This is a genomic window from Bacillus sp. 2175 (assembly GCF_057812155.1).
On sequence record NZ_CM173819.1, the window covers coordinates 1356084 to 1377585 of the forward strand.

6 protein-coding genes and 1 pseudogene are annotated in these 21502 nt (G+C 35.8%); 5 read left to right on the forward strand and 2 right to left on the reverse strand.

Going from position 1 to position 21502, the window contains the following annotated elements; translation table 11 throughout:
* The first annotated feature begins 2 nt into the window (after positions 1 to 2).
* From ACXKY9_RS07400 to ACXKY9_RS07415, 4 genes are all read left to right on the forward strand, one after another.
* A complete protein-coding gene (locus tag ACXKY9_RS07400; RefSeq protein WP_000429870.1) occupies positions 3 to 1217 on the forward strand; it encodes an O-antigen ligase family protein in 1215 nt (404 codons plus the stop codon).
* Complete coding sequence (locus ACXKY9_RS07405) at positions 1192 to 1992, forward strand: glycosyltransferase family 2 protein (RefSeq protein WP_000237696.1); 801 nt, start codon at positions 1192 to 1194, stop codon at positions 1990 to 1992. The genes ACXKY9_RS07400 and ACXKY9_RS07405 overlap by 26 nt, the downstream gene beginning before the upstream one ends.
* Positions 1989 to 3041, forward strand: coding sequence for a glycosyltransferase family 4 protein (locus tag ACXKY9_RS07410; protein ID WP_001023684.1), 1053 nt, complete (start codon positions 1989 to 1991; stop codon positions 3039 to 3041). Before ACXKY9_RS07405 ends, ACXKY9_RS07410 begins: the two co-directional genes overlap by 4 nt.
* A 93-nt stretch (positions 3042 to 3134) precedes the next feature.
* A complete protein-coding gene (locus tag ACXKY9_RS07415; protein ID WP_000006054.1) occupies positions 3135 to 4682 on the forward strand; it encodes a glycoside hydrolase family protein in 1548 nt (515 codons plus the stop codon).
* Positions 4683 to 4794: 112 nt separating this feature from the next.
* Here ACXKY9_RS07415 and ACXKY9_RS07420 read toward each other — a convergent pair.
* Positions 4795 to 19837, reverse strand: a pseudogene (locus tag ACXKY9_RS07420) (cell surface protein).
* Positions 19838 to 19959: 122 nt separating this feature from the next.
* Here ACXKY9_RS07420 and ACXKY9_RS07425 point away from each other — a divergent pair.
* Entirely contained in the window at positions 19960 to 20820 is an 861-nt protein-coding gene (locus tag ACXKY9_RS07425) for a GNAT family N-acetyltransferase (protein WP_000571003.1), read from the forward strand.
* 41 nt (positions 20821 to 20861) lie between these two features.
* Here ACXKY9_RS07425 and ACXKY9_RS07430 read toward each other — a convergent pair whose 3' ends face one another.
* The gene (locus ACXKY9_RS07430; RefSeq protein ID WP_038413420.1) at positions 20862 to 21422 is read right to left on the reverse strand and encodes a cysteine hydrolase family protein; all 561 of its coding nucleotides are present in this window, start codon (positions 21420 to 21422) and stop codon (positions 20862 to 20864) included.
* Positions 21423 to 21502: the final 80 nt, after the last annotated feature.

The following is a 21502-nucleotide window of genomic DNA, read 5'->3' on the forward strand; positions in this document are numbered from 1 at the left end:
CTATGGAAAATAATATGAAAGTATCAATGGGATGGATTATTCTTCTAATATTATTTGTCATGTTAAGTAAATACAATTTATATATTGGATTTTCATTGAAGATATATATGATTTTTTTAGTCATATATTTTTGTTTAACAATTAAAGACTTTCATATTCAAAAGTTATATTTTCATGAAGTTATATTTTTACTGTTTTATTTCATTTATTGTTTAAGCGGAATTCTTTCTATGTATTTAAATGCTAGTATTCGTATGATTTTTGGCGTGCTACTCGTTTTAGGATGCTATTTTATAATGAGAAATTTATTGGGGAATACTGAAATAGTGGTACTTGAATCATCTATTGCTTATGTAGGAATAGTATTTAATGTTGTAAGTCTACTACTCTATATAATCGGTTTACAATACTTTAGTTTATACGGTGGAGAAGAGAGAGAAATTTTTGCTGGATTATTAGTTGATAGAGGATATCCACGGTTAATTGGATTGCTAGATGATCCTAACATTTTTATTTTCTATAATACAATATTTTTTATGTACTATATGACGAATTTGCAAAATATCACAAACATCTTAGGGTTAATTTTATGTGTTACGACGAGTCTATTAACCTTTTCAAGAGGGGGAATATTAGCGCTTGTGCTTGTCATTTTTGTATATATATGTATGTCTAGTTTCGCTAAAAAAATAAAAATAATTATGAGTTTAGTATTGTTTAGTGTAGTTATTTTTAGTTTATCGAATAGTGTAATGGGGGGCCAATTAGATGACATATTAAATAAACGAATTTCTGATTTTTCCCATGATAATGGAAGTGGTAGATTTACATTATGGGAAGCTGCTTTTAAATATTATTTATCCAATCCATATATCGGAATTGGTGCGTTTAACTTCTCGAATTATTATGAGTATCAATTTAATGAAAAATTATATGTACACAATACATTTTTAGAAATTTTGTCTGAGTCGGGTACAATTGGTTTTCTTCTATATAGTGCGTTTTTATTCATATTAATGTTTAAGTTAGCGCAGCATACTTTGTTTCGTGAAAAACCATACCTTCTATTGACTATGATTGCATTTTTATTTCAGATGATGTCATTGTCACTCATTATTAACGAAGCGTTCTTTTTATTTTTAGCAGTTGTTGTGAAGTATATTTCAATATATGAAGGAAGGGGAAAGATAGATGGTAAAATGTCTATCAGCACATAATAAGGCGCCTCATGTTTCTGTAATAACACCTTCTTATAATAGTAGACGATTTATAGGTGAGACAATTTTATCTGTACAGAATCAATCGTATGAAAACTGGGAAATGATTATCGTTGATGACTGTTCAACCGACCAATCTGCCGTAAAAATTAAAGAGATAATAGAAGGAGACTCACGTATTAGGTTATTATCATTAAAAGAAAATGTTGGTGCTGCTAAAGCTCGGAATTTAGCGATTCGAGAGGCGAGAGGAAGGTACATTGCCTTTTTAGATAGTGATGATATATGGTTGCCGCATAAATTGAAGACACAATTGTTATTTATGGAAGAAATGAATATTGCTTTTTCATATGCGTCGTATAGTTTAATTGATGAAAATGGTAATGAATTAAATCGCGAAGTGAGTGTACCAAAATCTGTTGACTATCATTATTTAGTAGGAAATACAATTATCGGGTGTTTAACGGTGATGATTGATCGTGAAAAAATTCCGTATGTCGAAATGCCTAGTGTACAGCCGGAAGATACAGCGTTATGGCTGAACTTATTACATGAAGGGCATGAAGCAAAAGGGATACAGCAAGTATTAGCGAAGTATCGAATTGTAGCAAATTCTGTTTCGAGAAATAAAGTTAGAGCAGCTTTTCGGTATTGGAAATTATTAAGGGACCAAAAAAGTCTTAATGCAGTGCAAAGCTTTTACTATTTTAGTAAGTATGCTTATCATGCTTATAAAAAAAATAAAATCAATGTAGTTGGGAAGACGCAATTATGAATATACTGTTGATGACTGATAAATTGATAACTGGCGGAGCCGAAAATTATTTCTGTAAATTAGAAAATAATTTGCATTATGAGGATTTTAAGATTTATACAGCTGCAGGTGATGGAGAACTATATGAATCCCTTACTAGAAAAGAAAATTTTATCTTACTTAGTCGATGGAATCATTTGAGAAATATTTATTATTTACGAAACGAAATTTGTAAACGAAAGATAGAACTTATTCATGCAAATAGTTTGCGAATGGTATTATATGCTTTTCTACTTCAAAAGTTTATTAAAAAAAAGATGAAAATTGTTTATACGAAACACAATGTAACGATATTAGAAAAGAAAATGCCAACGCTTTTTCGGTATTTCATGAATAAATATGTGAACAATATTATTACAGTAAGTGAGTTTGAAAAGAACAATTTAATTTCAATTCATGTAGCAGAAGAAAAAATAAATACAATTTATAACGGTGTTGATATTGAAAAGTTTTTATTCCAGCAGAAAAAGAAAGAATCTACATATAAAATAGGGATATTAGCTAGATTATCCAAAGAGAAAAACCATCAACTATTTGTCAAAATTGCAAATGTGTTGAAAAAGAGAAATGATTTTATGTTTTATATTGCTGGTGATGGACCAGAGAAAGAATCGATTATGAAAGAAATAGAAAAATATGGATTGCAGCAAAGGGTGAAGATGCTAGGGAATATTTCAGAGCCGCATGAGTTTATAGGGAATATGGACGCCTTACTTTTATTATCTTTTCGTGAAGTGTTTCCAATGGTAGTAATTGAAGCGATGGCTACAGGGACACCAATTGTTTCAATAGATGTTGGTGGAATACATGAAGCGGTAATAGATGGAGAGTCAGGTGTTTTGATATCTGAATATTGCGAATCAGAATTCGCAAGTGCGCTTGAGGAACTACAAGGGAATGAAGAAAAGGTAACTGCTATTAGATTGAAAGCACGAGAGAAAGCAATGAGATATTTCTCGTTAACTAAAATGATAGAGGAAACGAAAAATATATATGAATTAAACAAATGACCGAGTAGGTCGTTTGTTTTTTTTTATTATAGAAACTTTTAAGAGACAACTCACATATTATATGAAAAAGGTAATATGAGGAGTGAATTTATTTTGTCAGAATATATTTCATCCCAAGAAGATTGTGCGCCAGAAAGTAGCGTTCATATTGATTGTTTTGGCGCAGTTCCAAACTCGGGAAATGATAGCTCATTAGCAATTCAGCAAGCTATTGATTATTGTGTAGCGAATCGAATTTCGACGGTTAGAATTACAGGGATAAATACGTACAAAATTGTAAAGCCGATTGTTATTAAATCAAACGTAAGATTAGAGTTGGATCCTACCGTAACACTGCAAATTGATGGGGATTTTAATGCATTTGAGCTACAAAGTAACGCTTCGATAGTTGGTGGTACTCTTCAAGTTATAAATCCATTGTTTCAATCTGCTGTTATTTATGTTTCTGGTTCACAACAAATCGAAGTACCTAATCAATCTGTTATATCAAATATAAATATAATAAATACAACTCCATCGTATAAAGGAAAAGCTATACATTTTTATTGTCAAAAGGCATGGGATTTTATTAGTTTCTTTCAAGTTAAATTTATTCAAATTAAAAACTTTCAAACTGCAATACATTTGAAGACAGAATATATAAATGATATCAATACACCTTGCTGGATTAACGCCAATGTATTTCAATCTATATTTATTGATGGATGTGTGTATGGGATTGAAGTAGATGGAAATAGTGATTTGCCAAATGAAAGTTCAGGAAATACGTTTCATGATATTCAAGTGCAATGTAGACAACAAACGGAAAAAGTAATTCGTTGTTCAGGTGCGTATAATACATTTGATTGTATGATCTGGGATACGTACCGGATGAGTAGTGAACAAATTGTTATTGAATTTTCTTCCAATTCTCATCGTAACTACCTTTTTTCAAATCTGCTTTCGACAACTATTGTAGATAAAGGACAATACAATGTTTGTAAGTCTACTTATGAAGAATCCCTACGAATTCAGTTACCTTTGACGTTAAATAGACCTCATTTAATAGGAAATCAAGATGATATTTTAGTAAATGCTCAGCAGAAATATAACGTTAAGCAAGTAAGTGGAAAAGTGCCGTACGGGGGAAATCTCACAAATTGCTTTAATTTAATAGATGAACAAAGTGTAAACTATATTGACGTTCCAGATAGTAATCCAGTTGTAATTGAAATGGATTTTACGAAAAAACCAATACAAATGTTAAATTGTTTTGGAATGTATTTTGGATGGGGAGAGAGCCCAAAGAAAATTAAAATTGAATATGCATTAAGTGCAACTGGAAGTTGGGTTATCGCGTTGGATGTTCCATTAAATGTTGGCGATACAATTATATCGAATATGAAGGCCAGTCAGTTATATAAAGTTAGAATTACATTAAGTGGTTATTCTCAAGATCATAAACGTTTTCGAATTAATCGTATCTTTGCAAGATCTTCTATGGAAAATGGGAGTGCTTGGTTAGCGACGACTGGCGGAAGAATGTTTGGAGATATTGAAATAGAGGCAAGTAAAGGTATAATCATGAAGACTGCTAGTGGAGTGAAATGGAAAGTTACTATTAATGAAGCTGGCCAACTTATTACGACTAAAATAACTTGAGATGGTGTTTAATCGTATATCCTTGGACGAGTTACAACGTAGTGGGATATAGGTAATGAAAAAGAGATTGTAATTTGGTTTCAACCAAACTACAATCTCTTTTTTGTTTCAATTACTTCCACCAAATCCAAGTCCAAAGGTAATTTCGTACATTTCGAGGAGTAATGCGAATGAAGCGTTCACCGTCAAAGAAGCAATTTAAATTTGGAAGTGCTTCATCTGGATTTTCTGGAACAAAGGTGACGATGTTTTCGTTACTTGTAACGGTTACTGTAATTGGTTGGTCGGTAGGCGAGACTTGAAGTTGTAACGAAATATTGGCCGTATTTTTAAAGGGATTATTAACAGGGGGGCTTATCACTTGTACTGTGAATAACACGATAATTGTTTCGTTTGGTTCCAAATTAGTAGCGACTAGGAAACCGATATTCGGATTCGCTAGTGGAGAGCGTTCACCGTTAATAAAGACAGTGCCATTTATAAATTGTAAACCTGCTGGAATAGTATCTTGTAACGAAATATTTGAGAGTGAAATTTCAGAAGTATTTGTAATGCGTACCGTGTAATCAAAATATTGATTTAAATAAGCTGAGCTGACGGAAGCATTTTTCGTGACTGTTGCAGTTATAAATTGAACTGGTATACGAACGATATTTGAATTAACAATGAAAGTAATAATTGGATCCTGTGGTGTCAACTGAAAAGCAGCGGTAACTGTTGCAGAATTTATAATTGTACTGTTTGAAAGAATAGAAGTTGCGAGAACTTGAAATGTTATAGTTGCTACTGTACCTGCAGATAAAGAACCAATATTAATACCAGTGTCTGGACGAACATTTGGAACGGGAGTGCCGTTAATGGTTACGCTGTTTTCTATAAATGTTGTACCAGCTGGAATTGTGTCTATAACAGAAGTACTGATTGTAGGAATTGGGGAATGATTGAATACCGCTAATGTGAATGTAATGATATCTCCTATAACGACAATAGATTTGTCAGCTGTTTTTTCAATGCGAACCATCGGATCAATAACTGTCGTTGTAACGGTATTTGTTTGTTTTGTAATTGTAATAGGTGGTTTTGTTGGATCAATGATAACGGTATAGGAAACAGAAGCATCATTATTAATTGTAGATTGAAGAGTAGAAGAAGATATTGTCACTTGGAACGTAATAATAACAAATTCATTAGGAGCAAGATTTCCTAACGTAATACCATTTTCAGGATTCTCATTAGGCTGATTGATTCCGTTAATCGTAACACTACCAGCAACAAAAGTCGTATCTATTGGTACGGCGTCTATGGCAAGAAGGTCTTCAATCGTCACATTACCGCTATTCGTAATCGTAATTGTATATGTTAAAGTTTGACCAGGTAAGGCGTTTGTTACATCAGCAGACTTAAAAGCAATGACATTATCATTTTGGACAGTAGTTTTGACAGTATTTGTTGTAGTCGTATTTGTAACAGGTACGTTATTTGGGTTGACTATATAGTTAAAAGTAGTAATTGCGTTGTTGTTTAGTTCATTTGGTGTTGGAATAGAAGTCACAGTTACTTGGAATGAAACGATAGCATCTCCACCAATAGTTATAGTACCAATTGGTATGCCGCTTACTGGATTCACTCCTGGAAGAGTTTCTCCGTTTACAATGACGCTATTTTCTATAAACGTAGTACCTTGAGGAATAATATCTTGAATGATTACATCATTTACTGCAACATTACCGGTTTGATTTAGTGTAATCGTATACGTTAACGTATCACCAACCGTTGCAAATGCAAGGTCAACAGCTTTATTACTATTCAAATTCGCATGATTAATTTCTGTTAAAGCAGCTGATGAAATAATAGTTTCGGTAATAGGTGGTCGATTTGGTACCGTGTATTCATATTCAATTGTACTCGTGTTAGAGATTGGATTTGTTTGTGGAATCGAAGTAACCCGTACTTGGAATAGAATGGTTGCTGTCGTATTAGGCGGAATGTTATCAATTTGTATACCGTTAAGTGGATTGTCATTTGGCCGAGCGTTGCCATTCACGATAACACTATTCTCTATAAAGCTCGTATTTGCTGGGATGATATCTGTAACAATAATGTTTTCTACTTGTATATTCCCATTGTTTGTAATGGAAATAGTGTAAGGGATAATAGTTTGTAGGTCAGCATATTGGATAGGTGTTGTTTTTGTCGCAATTACATTAGCAGAAATAACTTCAGTGAAGGTAATATTGCTAGTGGATATTTGTTCTTCCACGTTTATTGTATAACGAGAAGTTGATTGATTTTGAACATGGCCGCTAGCAGGAAGAGCTACGACGGTAACAGAAAATGTGACTGGGATAGAAATATTAGGAGCAATCGTTCCTACAAGTATACCTGCACTTGGGTTGGCATTAAGCTGAGGAATGTTATTTACTAAAACGCTACCGTCAATAAAGGTTGTTCCATTAGGAATATTGTCTGTAAATACAACAGCAGTGGCATCCGTATTCCCTGTATTCGTTAAAGTTGTTGTATAAGTTAAAATGTCACCAATCGTTACAGAGGTTAAATCAACAGTTTTAAGTGAAACGATGTCAGCATCATTAATTTGAACAAAAGTAGTATTGGAAGTAGTAGATTTTTGAATTGGTGCAAAGTCAGGATTGAAAATAAAGTCGTAGACGACGTTTGCAGTATTAGGTGTTGGATTTACAGCAGGTAAATTCGTAACGGAAACTTGGAATGTTATTGTAGCCATTTGACCTGCTGCGACATTAGGAATGGAAAAGCCGATATTCGGATCTGCTGCAGGAAGTACAGTATTATTAACTACTACACTTCCTGGAATAAATACTGTTCCATCCGCTATAGTATCTGTAAAAAAGATGGAGTTAGTTGTAGCCGATCCATTATTTTGAATGAATACTGTATATTCAATGGTTTCATCAATGTTAGCTAATACAGTATTAGTGGACTTTGTAGTAATAAGAATAGCATCAATAAATTGTATGTTTGTAGCATTGGAAGAGGTCGTTTCTGAAATTGGTGGTGTGCTTGGGTCTGGTCGATACTCATAGTGAATGACGGCGATATTATTAATGTTATTTTGTGGCGGTATAGAGACTACGCTTACTTGGAACGTAACAATAATCGTATTATTTGGAAGAATTATATCAAGATTGATACCTGTAATTGGATTTTCGTTAAGTCTTGGTACGCCATCTACAAGAATGCTATTTGGAACGAATGTGGTGCCAGAAGCAATTGCGTCAAGTAGGAGAGTATTTGTAATAGGTATTGTACCAGCGTTTGTAACTGCGACTGTATATGTGATGATTTGACCGATACGTGTAATGGATCTGTTAGCGGATTTAATTGCACTAACATTTGCCGTCCGCACTTCAGTATTTACTGCATTTGATAACGATCTACGCTGAATAATTTGAGAACTAGGGTCAATTTGGTATTCGTACGAGGTGTCTGAAATATTAATGACTACATTGCCAACTGGTATATTTGTAAGTTGTACTTGGAATGAAATAGTGACTGTTTCATTTGGTTGTATCGTGCCGAGAGTTACTCCGTTTTCAGGATTAGCGCCAGGCTGAATTACATTATTTATTGCTAAGCTATCTTCAATAAATATAGTACCTTCTGGAATGTTATCAATGAACACGGTATTGTTAGCTGGAACGGTTCCTATATTTTGTAGTGTATTTGTGTAGGTAATAATTTGCCCGATTGATGCGAAAGTTATATCCGCGCTTTTAACAGAAATAATATTTGCGTTTTGAAGTGATGTTGTAACAATGTTAGAATTTGCAGAGCGATTCACTGGTGGGGCTGTAGGGATACTTACATATTGGTAAGTTGCTGAAGATTGATTTACAATTTCGGTTTCAGTAGGTGGATTATTTGTTTGCACTTGAAATAGTATCGTTTTGGAACTGTTAGCTGGAATTGTTCCAATCGGTATTCCGTTTTCAGGATTTACACCTGGCTGAAGGACACCGTTAATTGTGACACTATCGGGAACGAATGTAGTCCCAGCTGGGATAGAATCTGTGAAAACAATATTTATTGCGTCAACATTACCGATATTTTTCACTTCAGAAATATAAAGTATAGTTCCGCCAATATCTACAGTTGTTGGATTGGATGTTTTTGTAATTGTCAATTGTGCTTGCACGAAATTTGTAATGACGATATTACTAGTAGATGTTTCAGTAATAGGCGGTTGCCCTGGGTCTGGTTGGATTGTATATGTTGTATTGGATTGATTTGTAATCGATTCTCGCGAGAATGAATCTTTAATAAGAATTTGGAACGAAATAAGGTGAGTAGCGTTTGCTGCTAAGGTAGGTAAAGTAACACCTACATTTGGATTGGCACCAAGTATAGCTGTTCCATTAAGTGTAAAACTATTTTCTACGAATGTAGTATCTTGGGGAATCGTATCTGAAAATATGAGATTCGTAGCTGGAATATTTCCGGTATTTTCTAGTGTTATTGTGTAAGTCAAAATATCACCTGTTGTTGTTTGAGGTGCATTGACTGCTTTTAAAGAAAGGATAGTTGCATCCGAAATTTGTGTGAAAGCGGGATTAGACGTAATTGTTCGAGAGATGATAGGAGCAGTTGGATCGGCGATAAAAGTATAGTCAATACGGGCTGTATTAGAAAATTGGGTTCACGCTTGGTATAGATTGAACGATAACCTGGAATGTTACAGTGACGATTTCTGACGGTGTGATGGAGTTTAATGGTATTCCTACGTTAGGATCGGCACCTGGAACAGAAACACCACTAATGGTAACGCTATTCGGAATAAATGCAGTTCCTTCTGGGACCAAATCTGTTAAAGTAACTGTATTTGCAGTAGTATTTCCGTTATTTTGAACGACTACTGTGTAAGTGATTGTACCGTCAGTAGATTGTACGAGAGAATCTGTACTTTTAATTACGGATAACGATGCATCAACAACAGCTGTATTAACCGTATTAGACGAGGATGTTGCTGTAACAGGAGGTTGACTTGGATCGACAATATACGTGTAACTTGTAAGTGCTTGATTTATAATCGCTCCTTGCGGTGGAATAGAACTTGCAAGAAATTGGAACGTAATAGTAGCGGAATCACCTGGTGCGATAATACCAACTGGAATACCGAGAGTTGGACTTGCATCTGGAAGTGAAATCCCGTTGAGCGTAACACTATTTGGAACAAATAATGCTCCTTCAGGAACTCCGTTAATGAGTAATATAGAGTTTGCAGGGAAGTTTCCAGTATTCGTTAATGTTGCTGTATACGTAATTACATCCCCGATAGATACAATTGAACGATTTGCTTGTAAAACAGTTGTAACAGTCGCGTTATTAATTTGTGTTGAAGCGCTATTAGAATTTATCGTGCCTGTAACAGGAGGAGAGGCCGGATCAACGATGAATGCGTATTGAATAGATGCTACGTTTGTAATCGGATTTGAAGGTGGAGTAGATGTAACTATGACTTGGAAAGTAACGGTTAAGGAACTACCTGCGCTAACTGTTCCGATATTCACTCCGTTATTTGGATTTGCGCCTGGAATGGTACTTCCATTTACAGCAAAACTATTTTCAACAAAGGTCGTTCCAGTTGGAACTGGGTCTGAGAAATTTACATTCGTAGCGTTTGTATTGCCGTTATTTTGAATCGAAACTGTATAAGTGATCGTATCTCCAATATTTGCAAAGGCTGTATTAGCAGTTTTTACAGCTGAAAGTATGGCTGTATTAATAGAAGTAACGAAGACATTCGTTTCCACATTGCCAGGCTGAGCCAGTAATGCATTGCCTACGTTATATTGGAAGTTAACAAATCCTAAGTTTTGGAGTTCAGGTGTGAACGTTGTTGGATTACTTACGATTTGTACTTGGAATATGATTGTAACAGTTTGATTTGGACTGATTGTATTTATGCCAACACCGTTAATAATCGAAGCGGATGGTAATGGAGTGCCATCAACAATAACTGATCCTGCAACAAATTGTGTCCACGATGGTAAAGGGTCTGAGAATATAGCGTTGTTAGCAGGAATATTGCCTGTGTTCGTAATAGTCGTTGTATACGTAATCGTATCACCAATCGTTGCAAAAGTTTTATCTCCTATTTTAATAGTATTTAAAATAGCACTTTCAATTTTTGTTGTAACGTTGTTAGAAATAATATTTTTTGAAACTGGAGGATTAGCTGGATTAACGATATGTTGAAAGCTAACGCTAGCTTGATTAGTAATTGGATTTATAGGCGGAATTTCATTGGCGATAATGTGAAATGCTACGATGACAGATTCGTTTGGCGCGATATCACCGATTGGAACGCCTGTAATGATATCTGCATTTGGGATGCTAGTTCCGTTCAGTGTAAAGCTATTCGGTTCAAAGGAAGTTCCGTCTGGAATAAGGTCGGTAAAAATAACATTCGTTGCACTCACATTTCCGTTATTTGTAATTGTAACGGTGTAGGTAATATCCTGCCCGATATCTACCGTAGATACATTTGAATTTTTTTGTGCAGTAAGGATAGCGCTATTAATTTGTGTTGTCGTTGTATTAGATTGATTGGAAGTTGTAATAGGTGGCTGGCTAGGATCAACGACATAATGATATGTGGTAGAAGCAGAGTTAGAAATGGGATTAAGTGTTGGAAGTGTAATAACAGTTGCTTGGAATGTAACGATTGCCGTATTACCACCATTAATGGAACCAATATTTACACCAGTTGATAAATCGGCGTTTGGAATGGTTTGCCCATTAGCTGTGAAACTATTTGGAACGAAACTTAAATTGCTATCAAGAATATCGATAATAGTTACATCAGTTGCGGTCACATTCCCGGTATTAGGAAGGTTAAGTGTAAATGTTATTGTATTACCAACATCCGCAAAAGTAAGATTTGCTGTTTTGGTGCTAATAATAGTTGCGTTGTTTATTTGAAGGAGTGTAGTGTTGGAAGTAGCTGCACTTGAAACGGGAGGATTAACAGGATCAACAGTAAATTCATACGCCGTTGATGCTTTATTTGGTGCTGGGTTACTAGGGGGAATATTGTTTACTGTAATTTGAAAGACGATGCTATATATTTCATTTGGTGGAAGTGTTGCAAGTAATACACCTGTATTTGGATCCGCGTTAGGTTGTAAAACGCCATCGACAGTTAATGTGTTAGGAACAAATGTGAGTCCACTTGGTAATGCATCTGTGAATACAATATTAGTTGCATCGGTATTGCCTACATTGGTAATAGAAGTAGTATAAAAAGCAGTTTGCCCGATATCTGCAAAGGATACACTTTCATTTTTGGTCATAGATAATATGGCTTCTTTAATTTGGGTTGAAACAGGATTGCTAATTGAAGTTTCTGCTTCAGGTGGTGAGACTAATTGATACGATGTTGATGAGAAATTTACAATTGGGTTTGCGGTTGGTAATGATGTTACAGTAACTTGGAACGAAACTGTTACTGTAGTCCCGGCTGTTATTGTCCCAATATTCACACCGTTCGATGGATCCGCCCCGCTTTGAGGAACTCCATTAATAGAAAATGTGTTTGCAATAAATGTAGTGATGCTTGGTACGGTATCTGTAAATATAACATTTTGTGCGGATGAGTTTCCATTGTTTGTTAAAACGACAGTATAAGTGAGTGTGTCTCCAATACGACTAAAGGATTTATCGACTTGTTTTAATGAAAGAATGTTAGCTGTATTAATCGTAGTAAACACTGTGTTTGAAGTAACGTTTCTTGAAACAATAGGTGCATTGGGATCAGCGATAAATGTGTAAGAAGCAGTAGCGGAATTGGCAATAGGATTTTGAACAGGGGTAGAAGTAGCGGTCACTTGAAATGCTATAGATATTGAGCTGTTAGGGGCAATTGATCCAATCGTTATGCCTGTATTAGGATTCAATCCAATTTGTGTGAGTCCATTTATTGTAACGCTATCAGTAATAAATGTTGTACCATTTGGTATAAGATCCGTGAAAGTAATATTAGTTGCATTTGTATTACCGTTATTCGTTAAAATTGTCGTATAGGTTATGGTATCGCCTAGTGTTACAAGGGTTTGATCGACCGATTTTACCATCGTTATCATAGCATCTAATACAGGATTTGTAGCAATATTCGTTGAAGTAGAGGTAGTAGCAGGAGCGCTGTTTGGATCAACAGTATAAGAATATAAAATTGTGTCATTACCCATAATTGAACTGGAAGGGGAAACGGAAATAACATTTACTTGGAAAGTAACAGTTACCGTTTCACCAGGAGCGATATTTGGTATATTTACTCCAAGTGCTGGTTGCGCACCAGACTGCTGAACGCTATTTATTGTGACTGAATTTGGTATAAAGGTAGTGTTAGCTGGAATAGCGCTTGTGAAAGTAATATTCGTTGCGGCTGTATTTCCGGTATTTCTAATAGTAGTTGTATACGTAATCGTATCTCCAACTGAAACTATAGATTTATCAGCACTCTTTTTTGTTGTTAAAATTGCACTATTAATAGTTGTCGAAACCGTATTAGATACATTCGTTTGCGATACGGCAGGTTGGCTAGGATCGACCACATGTGCAAATTGTACAGAGCTATAATTAGAAATTGGATTTATACTTGGAATGTTTGTAACAAGTACGTTAAGAGTAATCACGGCCGTTCCATTTGGGTTTATATTTCCAATCTGAATTCCGTTAGCTGGATTTCCGATTTGCTGTGTACCAGAATCGTTTGTAAGAGTGCCAGATATGAATGTCGTTCCATCAGGGAAAGTATCCGTAAAAATTATATTTTGTGAAGTGACATTTCCAGGGTTATTTAATGTAATTGTATAAGAAATTGTATCGCCAATTGTTGCGAAAGTTTTATTTACAGATTTGATTGCCACAATTTCCCCAGAATTTATTTGTGTCGAAACCGGATTGGACGTCGTACTTCTTGAAACGAGTGGTAAGTTTGGACCTGTCATAAATTGATAATTAATGGAAGCGCTGTTTACAACCGGTGAGTTTGGTCCGCCTGGTCCAATTGTGAAAATTGGATTTGGAATGCTAACTACTTGCACACGGAAGGTAACGTTTATAAAATCTCCAGCAATAATATCCCCAATCGGTATCCCATTCGCTGGATTTACTCCAGGCAATAAAACTCCGCCTACTCGAACGCTATCTTCTATAAATACTGTGTTATTTGGAATGGGATCTGTAAAAATGATATTCGTAGCAGTTGCGTTTCCTATATTATCCAATAAAACAGTATACGTTAAAAATGAATTTCCAGGTGCTACGTCAGAAAATAGTCGATCTACACTTTTCGTTGCTTGAATAATCGCTTCGTTAATTTGAACTAAAGTTGGATTACTTGTAGCTGTTTCTATCACCGGCGGCTGGGTAGGATCAATAATGATCGAGTATGTTGTGCTAGATTGGTTCAAAGTTGGGTTTGTAGCTGGTATTGAGCCAACGATAGCTTGAAAGCTAATTGTTGTCGTTCCTCCAACTGGAATTGAGTCTAAAGAGATTCCGCTATCTGGTCTAAATCCAAGTTGTGGGATTGTATTAATTTGTACGCTATCAGGAACGAATGAAAGTTCAGGTGGTAATATATCGATAAAAACAGGTGTGTTTGCTGAAGTATTTCCGCTATTGGTGAGGATAGTTGTATACGTAATTGTATCTCCAACAGCAGCAAAAGCACTGCTTGCAGTTTTTGTTGCGATAACGGAAGCAGTATTTACTTGTGAAAAAGTTTTATTAGATTGAACTGTTCGTGAAACTGGCGGTTCATTTATATCTACAATAAAGCTATATTGAAGCGATGATTTGTTCGGGATTGGATTCGGGTTTGGAAGTGTTGTAATGTTTACTTGAAAACTGAGTGTAGCAGATGCATTTGAATTCAAGTTACCAATATTGATACCGTTTTGTGGATTTGCATTAGTAATAGTTGTTCCATTTACCGTAAAACTATTTGGAATAAACGTTGTACCATTTGGAATTACATCTGTAAAAATAACATTGTTTGCGGTAGTATTACCGGAATTAGTAATGGTAGAAGTGAAAGTAAGTGTATCTCCAATAGTAGCGAATGTTGAATTGACAGTTTTATTTATAGAAAGAGTAGCATCAATAATTGGAGTAACCGTTGTATTCGTAATTGTACTATTGACGGCAGGTGATTGGTTGGGATTCACGGTATATTCATAATTTACAAGAGCATTATTTGTTAATGTGCCACTAGGTGGTATCGCTAAAATTTGTGCTTGAAAAGTAATAAATACAGTATCCCCTGGCGAAATATCTGCCAAGTGAATACCAAGTGATGGATCTAATCCTGGTTGTGGGACATTATTGATCGTTACGGAGTTTTGGATAAATGAAGCTCCTGCACCAAGCCCATCCGTTAAAACAGTCGCACTAGCAGGAGTATTACCTGTATTTGTTACTGCAATCGTATAGGTAACGATATCGCCAATTGCAGCTGTCGGTGTATTCACAGACTTAGTAGCGACAATAGTAGCGTTATTAATTTGAGTTGTTATTACGTTACTTAACGTATTGGCGGATGCTGGAGGTAAGTTAGGATCTACGACGTACTGGTACGTTGTATTGCTTTGGTTCGGGAGTGGATTTGGATTCGGGATAGAATTTACTTGTACTTGGAACGAGATGAGCGTATTTGCATTCGGATTTATTGGATCAATGGCAATTCCACTTGCTGGATTTACATTAGGCAGTGTATTCCCGTTTACAGTAACACTATTAGCAATAAATGATGTCCCGTTTGGAATTACATCTGTAAATATTACATTTGATGCAAGTGTGTTCCCGTTATTCGTTAAAGTAGTCGTGTACGTAATAATATCATTTACGTTAGCAAACTGTTTATCTGCAGATTTAGTAGCGGCAATTGAGGCGTTATTAATAGTTGTCTGTACAGTGTTAGAAGCAACCATCTGCATCACAGCAGGTTTGGATGGATCATACGTATATTGGAATGTTGTGCCTGATTGATTTGTAATTGGATTTACAGCAGGGATAGTTGGTACAAAAACTTGGAATGCAACGGTGCGTGATGAATTCGCTCCTATTGTACCAATTGAAATGCCGGTAGCAGGATTTGCGTTAGCTACAGGGACATTATTAATCGTTACAGTATTAGGAATGAAGAGGGTACCCGCTGGAATGATATCTGTAAACGTTACATTAGCAGCAGGGATATTCCCGTTATTTGTTAAAATAGTCGCATATAGTATGACATCACCAACATCAGCGAAGTTTGTACTCGTTAGTTTTGTAGCAACGATATTAGCAGTATTAATTTGTGTAGTTACTATATTGCTAGCAGCGTTTCTAACAAGAGCAGGTAAATTTGGATCAGCGATAAAGCTATATTGAAGTGAAGCGCTGTTTTGAATTGGGTTTGGTGAAGGTAGCCCATTTGCACTTATTTGAAAAACAATCGTTGTAAAACCACCTGAAGGAATGGAGCCGACTTGAAGACCGGTACTAGGGTCTGCACCTAGTTGTAAAGCACCACCTATAAAAATACTATTTGGTACGATTGTGGTGCCATTAGGGATTATATCGGTAAAAATAACATTATTTGCTATAGTATTTCCAAGATTAGCTAAAGAAATTGTATATGTGATTGGTTGCCCGACATCGGCGATAGTTAAATCTACTTCTTTGACAATCACTACATTTGCTAAATTAATTTGTGTACTTACAGTGTTACTTACAGATGTTTCTACAGTTGGTGGATCGCCCGGATTTAGAATAAAACTATACTGTGTACTAGATGAATTTATCGTTGGGTTTTGTATTGGTAAAGAGGTGACGGTTACTTGATAAGAGACGGTAAGTGAGCCGTTAGCAGCAATGGAAGGTAGTGGAACACCTATATTTGGATCTGCGTTATTTTGGAGTACACCATTAATAAGAAAAGTGTTTGGAATAAAGGTAGTACCGTCTGGATTCGTATCTACGAAAGTAGGACTATCAGCAGAAACACTTCCTGCATTCGTCAAAGTAGCAGTATAAGTTAATATATCCCCTACGGTAGCGAACGCTCGATCCACTGTTTTGGCTGAAATGACATTTGCATCGTTTACTTGAGTAAATGTAGTGGTTGAAGTAGTGTTCTTACTTACAGGTGAAGCGTTTGGATCAACAATAAAGTTATAGGAGATGGAAGCGCTATTTGAAATAGGGTTTGGATTTGGAATGCTAGTTATTACTACTTGGAATGAAGCTGTAATTGTAGTATTAGCATTGATGCTACCAATATTGATGCTAGTTGGTGTAACGCCTGGTTGAGTAACACCGTTAACTATAACGCTATTTGGTACAAAGGCGGTTCCATTCGCAATTGAATCGGATAGTAATACATTGTTCGCTGCAACATTCCCATCGTTAGTAAGAGCGAAGGTGTAAGTTAATACATCGCCAACTTCCGCAAACGTTTTATCTACAGATTTATTAGCATGGAGATTTGCTAGTCTAATTGTTGATGTAACAGAATTAGAATTTGCTGTCTTTGAAGTCGGTGGCAAATTTGGATTTACAGTATATAGATAAGAAGCGAAGGCATTATTAATGATAGGATTTTGGGTCGTAATATTGATGACTGTTACTTGGAAAGAAAGGGTAAAAGTAGCCCCGCCAGGAATTGTGCCGATAGGTAAAGCGACGAGAGAATCTACATTTTGCAAAACTCCGTTTAGTGTTACAGTACCAGGAGTTAATATCGTTCCATTTGGAAGTGGGTCTGTTAGTTGAACGCTATTAGCGGCCGCATTTCCACTGTTTGTAATAAGAATTGTATAACTTATCGTTTCGCCAATTGTGGCAAATTGTTTGTTAGTTGATTTTGTTAATGTTACATTCGCATTGTTAATTTGAGTGGAAACGAGATTAGAAGAAATGTTTTTTGTAACGGGTGATTGGCTAGGGTTGACGGTATATTGATAAGAAGCACTTGATCCGTTAGATACGACATTTGACGCGGGTATTGTATTTACTACTACTTGAAATGCAACATTTTTTGTTGTGCCGCTTGGGATGGATCCAATATTCACGCCGTTAGCGGGATTTGCGCCCACTTGTGTCGTGCCATCTATTGTTAAACTGTTTAGAACGAAAGTTGTTCCAGTAGGGATGACATCTGTAAAAATAACATTGTTCGCATTTGTATTACCTGTAGCTGTAAAGGAAACGGTGTACGTTAGTGTATCACCAATATCTGCAAAATTTTTATCTACTGCTTTCGTCATTGTTACAGTAGCATTATTCACTTGAGTGGAGACAATATTTGTCTTATCAGTCCCACTTACTGCTGGTTGATTAGGTACAGGAATGTATTGATATGTTGTTGTTCCACTATTTAATATTGGGTTTGTTTGAGGGATAGAAGGAACGAGTACTTGGAATGAAATAGTAGTAGTGGAATTTGCGGCAATTGACCCAATTGATATACCATTAGCGGGATTTGCTCCAGCTTGAGTAACTCCGTTCACAGTTACACTCCCTGGAATGAAAGTAGTCCCGCTAGGAATCGGATCCGTATATATCACATTCGTTGCAGCGATATTTCCTATATTAGCTAAGGCAATACTGTAAGTTAATGTTTCACCAATATCGGTAAAAAGTTTGTTAACTGATTTTGTTCCATTAATATCTGCGAGGTTAATTTGTGTTCCAGCAGAGTTGCTTGTTGCAAGACCATTAAAAGTTGTTCCTCCGGCGATTGGTGTATATTGAAATGTAATATTAGCAGTGTTAGAGATAGGATTTTGACTTGGAAGAGAAACGACAGTAGCTTGGAAAGTTACTGTACGAGAAGCACCATTATTAATTGTTCCAAGAGATATACCAGCCGCAGGATTTGCATTTGTTTGCGGTACGTTATCTACTGTTACAGTGCCGGGTATAAAAGAAGTACCGCTAGGGAGACTATCTATAAAAATAGCGTTATTGGCAGGAAGAAGCCCGGTGTTAGGGATAGTAACTGTATAAGTGAGAATATCTCCAATTGCAGCAACACTTTTATTCACGCTTTTCGTCGCTTGTATATTTGGTGAGTTTATATTAATTTGTAAGCCTACTGTATTTAACATATATGCGTCCCCGTTAGTAGTTAAACGGATTGCGGCGGATACTTGTGAGTTTGTTAAATAAGGAGAAATATCAATGGAAGTAATGTCCCAGCCCTGTCTTCCTGCGGAGATGTTTGTACTTGTAGAAGCACTTTGATTTCGCGTTCCGAATGTCCCTGTTGTATCTAAGTTTCCTGCAGCATTATTAACTTGAGAACCGAAGAAATTATTTATAGCATTGTTTGGTCCAGATAAAGCATTTAATGAACTGAAATTTGGTCCAAATAAAGCTTGATCCCCGGTTAAATCTGCATCTCCTTCGGTAGAACTTAAAAATAATCTCCCGCTTACTGGTCCTCCTGAAGGTGTTAAAAATCCAGAAACAGATACATCGGCACTACCAGTTTCTGCAGAAACACGGTTACCAGCTACATAAATGGTTAAGTTTCTTGCAGGTAAGGAACCATTTTGATAAGCGACAATGAGCGTCCATCCAGAAGAATTGATAGCCCCATTAGAAGCATCTAAAGGATCAACAAGTCCAGGGACAGAGCCGGTTGTATAAGAGCCAGATCCAGCAGCTTGAACGAGGGATGTTACATCTGCAGATCGTGTATAGAATCCAAATGTGACAGATCCAGAAACGAAAGTTTGATTTGAAGCTGTAATAGCCGAAGGGGTAATTGAGTATGTTGACACAGGTGTTGTGAAAGAAACAGGATTCCCTAAAATACTCGTAATGTTTTGATCACGAGATAAATAGTTTCCACCCCAAACGAGTTCTGCGTAAAGAATAGTACTACCAGCAGGGATATTTAAAATAGTGGTAGAACTATTTTGTGTATAGTTTAACGTTGTACCTGCAGGAAAAGTAGGTACTTGTAAAGCAGTATTCGTAGTTACGAATGCACCAATTGCACCAATTGCACCGATTGTACCAGCACGGTTTTGATTGCTAATTTTACTTAAGCCTAAAGTATTACCTGTAATAGCGAGTGCGCCGTTAGTGGTGGTAGAAAATCGATTCGTAATGGGCATGTTGTCACCTCATTTACAATATAGTCTTGGTCAAAATAACATATGTGTGTGACAAATAAAGCGAAACATGTACAAGTTGATTTCGTAATAATGATTTAAATGTCTAGATAAGGGGATGGAGTATGATTGAATTAGAAATTAGGTTGGAGCGTCTTAGGGAAGAACAAATAGGCGATATTGTAGCATTGTCTTCTTATATTGGCTGGGATTATAACAGAGAAGAAGTTGAAACAATTTTTAACTCAGGTATTGTATACGGCGTATGGAATGAGAGAAAGGAACTTATTGCTAGCGCGGCAATAATATTATATGGGGAGAAATTAGCGTCTATCGGAATGGTGATTGTACATCCAGATTATAAGGGGAGAGGGATTGGAAAGATAATAACGGAAGCGTGCGTTAAAAGCGTATCAGCTCATACTCCAATTATGCTGATTGCTACGGATGAAGGGAAACCTTTATATGAAAAGTTAGGATTTAGGGCAGTAAGTTATGTTTCTAAATACATATGTAACTCATACAATGCGAAAGATTATTGTGTAAGAAATGAAGATTATGTGATGAATTATGAAGAGGGTGATTTAGAAAAAATAATAAAAATAGATGAATATGCGTTTGGAACAAATAGAAAAGAGTTTTTAAAGAAAAGAATTATGCAAAGTGAACAGTGTATCGTTGTAAGGGACAAGGAACAAAATGTATTAGGTTACGGTTTAAGCATACAAACACCAGAAAATAAGATAATAGGGCCGGTTGTTGCTAAAAATGATGAGATGGCAATGAGAATAGTACATGATTTAGCAAGAGGGCATAATGGTAAATTAAGAATTGATGTACTAGAAGGAAAGAACGATTTCATGAAAGAATTAGAGATTGCTGGTTTTAAAAAGGTGAATATACCGCCAATTATGATGAAAAATAGTAATCGGTTAATAAACAGAAATAGTGAACTATATAGTATTGCAGCGCAAATTTTTGGATAAAAAAGAACCCTTTTAAATGAAGGATTCTTTTTTGAGCCAATTTAATCACGATATTGGTCATGAGTTGGCTGAAAGAGGTCTTCCTCGATATCTCGCACCATAGAAAAATGATCAACGTTATAATGACCGTGTAAAGTTTTATTGTGATGACCAATAATTTGTTCTGCAGACAATACGTTAGAATCAGTTGTTGAATGACCGTTTTTAATTAATGTAACGTCAAATCCTTGTACAGTTGCTGTCCTAACGGCAGTGTCAATGCAATGTTCTGTTTTACATCCGCCTATAACAATATGATTAATGTTTTCTTCTTTTAAAAGTTCAAGTAAAGAAGTACCGTAGAATGAATTGGTTGCTGCATTATTAATAAAGATTGCAGACTGGGGTACTTGAATTTGATTATGTACTTCAAATCCTTCGCCACTACCAGAAGCAACATCGATATCTCTTACGAAAACAATAAGAGCATTTGAATCTATTGCTTTCTGGAGGGCTATATTTAGTGTAGATAATAGCTCGGTTTTACGAAAAACTTCATTTTCTTGCTCATTTCCATCAATTAATTCTTGCTGAGCGTCGATAATTAATAGTGCTTGTTTCATCGTGTCTCCCCTTTAATATGAAATAAGTTCCACTGTACATATTCCTTCAGATTATTAGAAAACCCTCCATTGTAAGAGAA

What these genes read in the sequence shown, in the direction of transcription:
- ACXKY9_RS07400 (WP_000429870.1), top strand. Translation starts at nt 3, where the DNA reads ATGGAAAATAATATGAAAGTATCAATGGGATGGATTATTCTTCTAATA.
- ACXKY9_RS07405 (WP_000237696.1), top strand. Translation starts at nt 1,192, where the DNA reads ATGGTAAAATGTCTATCAGCACATAATAAGGCGCCTCATGTTTCTGTA.
- ACXKY9_RS07410 (WP_001023684.1), top strand. Translation starts at nt 1,989, where the DNA reads ATGAATATACTGTTGATGACTGATAAATTGATAACTGGCGGAGCCGAA.
- ACXKY9_RS07425 (WP_000571003.1), top strand. Translation starts at nt 19,960, where the DNA reads ATGATTGAATTAGAAATTAGGTTGGAGCGTCTTAGGGAAGAACAAATA.
- ACXKY9_RS07430 (WP_038413420.1), bottom strand. Translation starts at nt 21,422, where the DNA reads ATGAAACAAGCACTATTAATTATCGACGCTCAGCAAGAATTAATTGAT.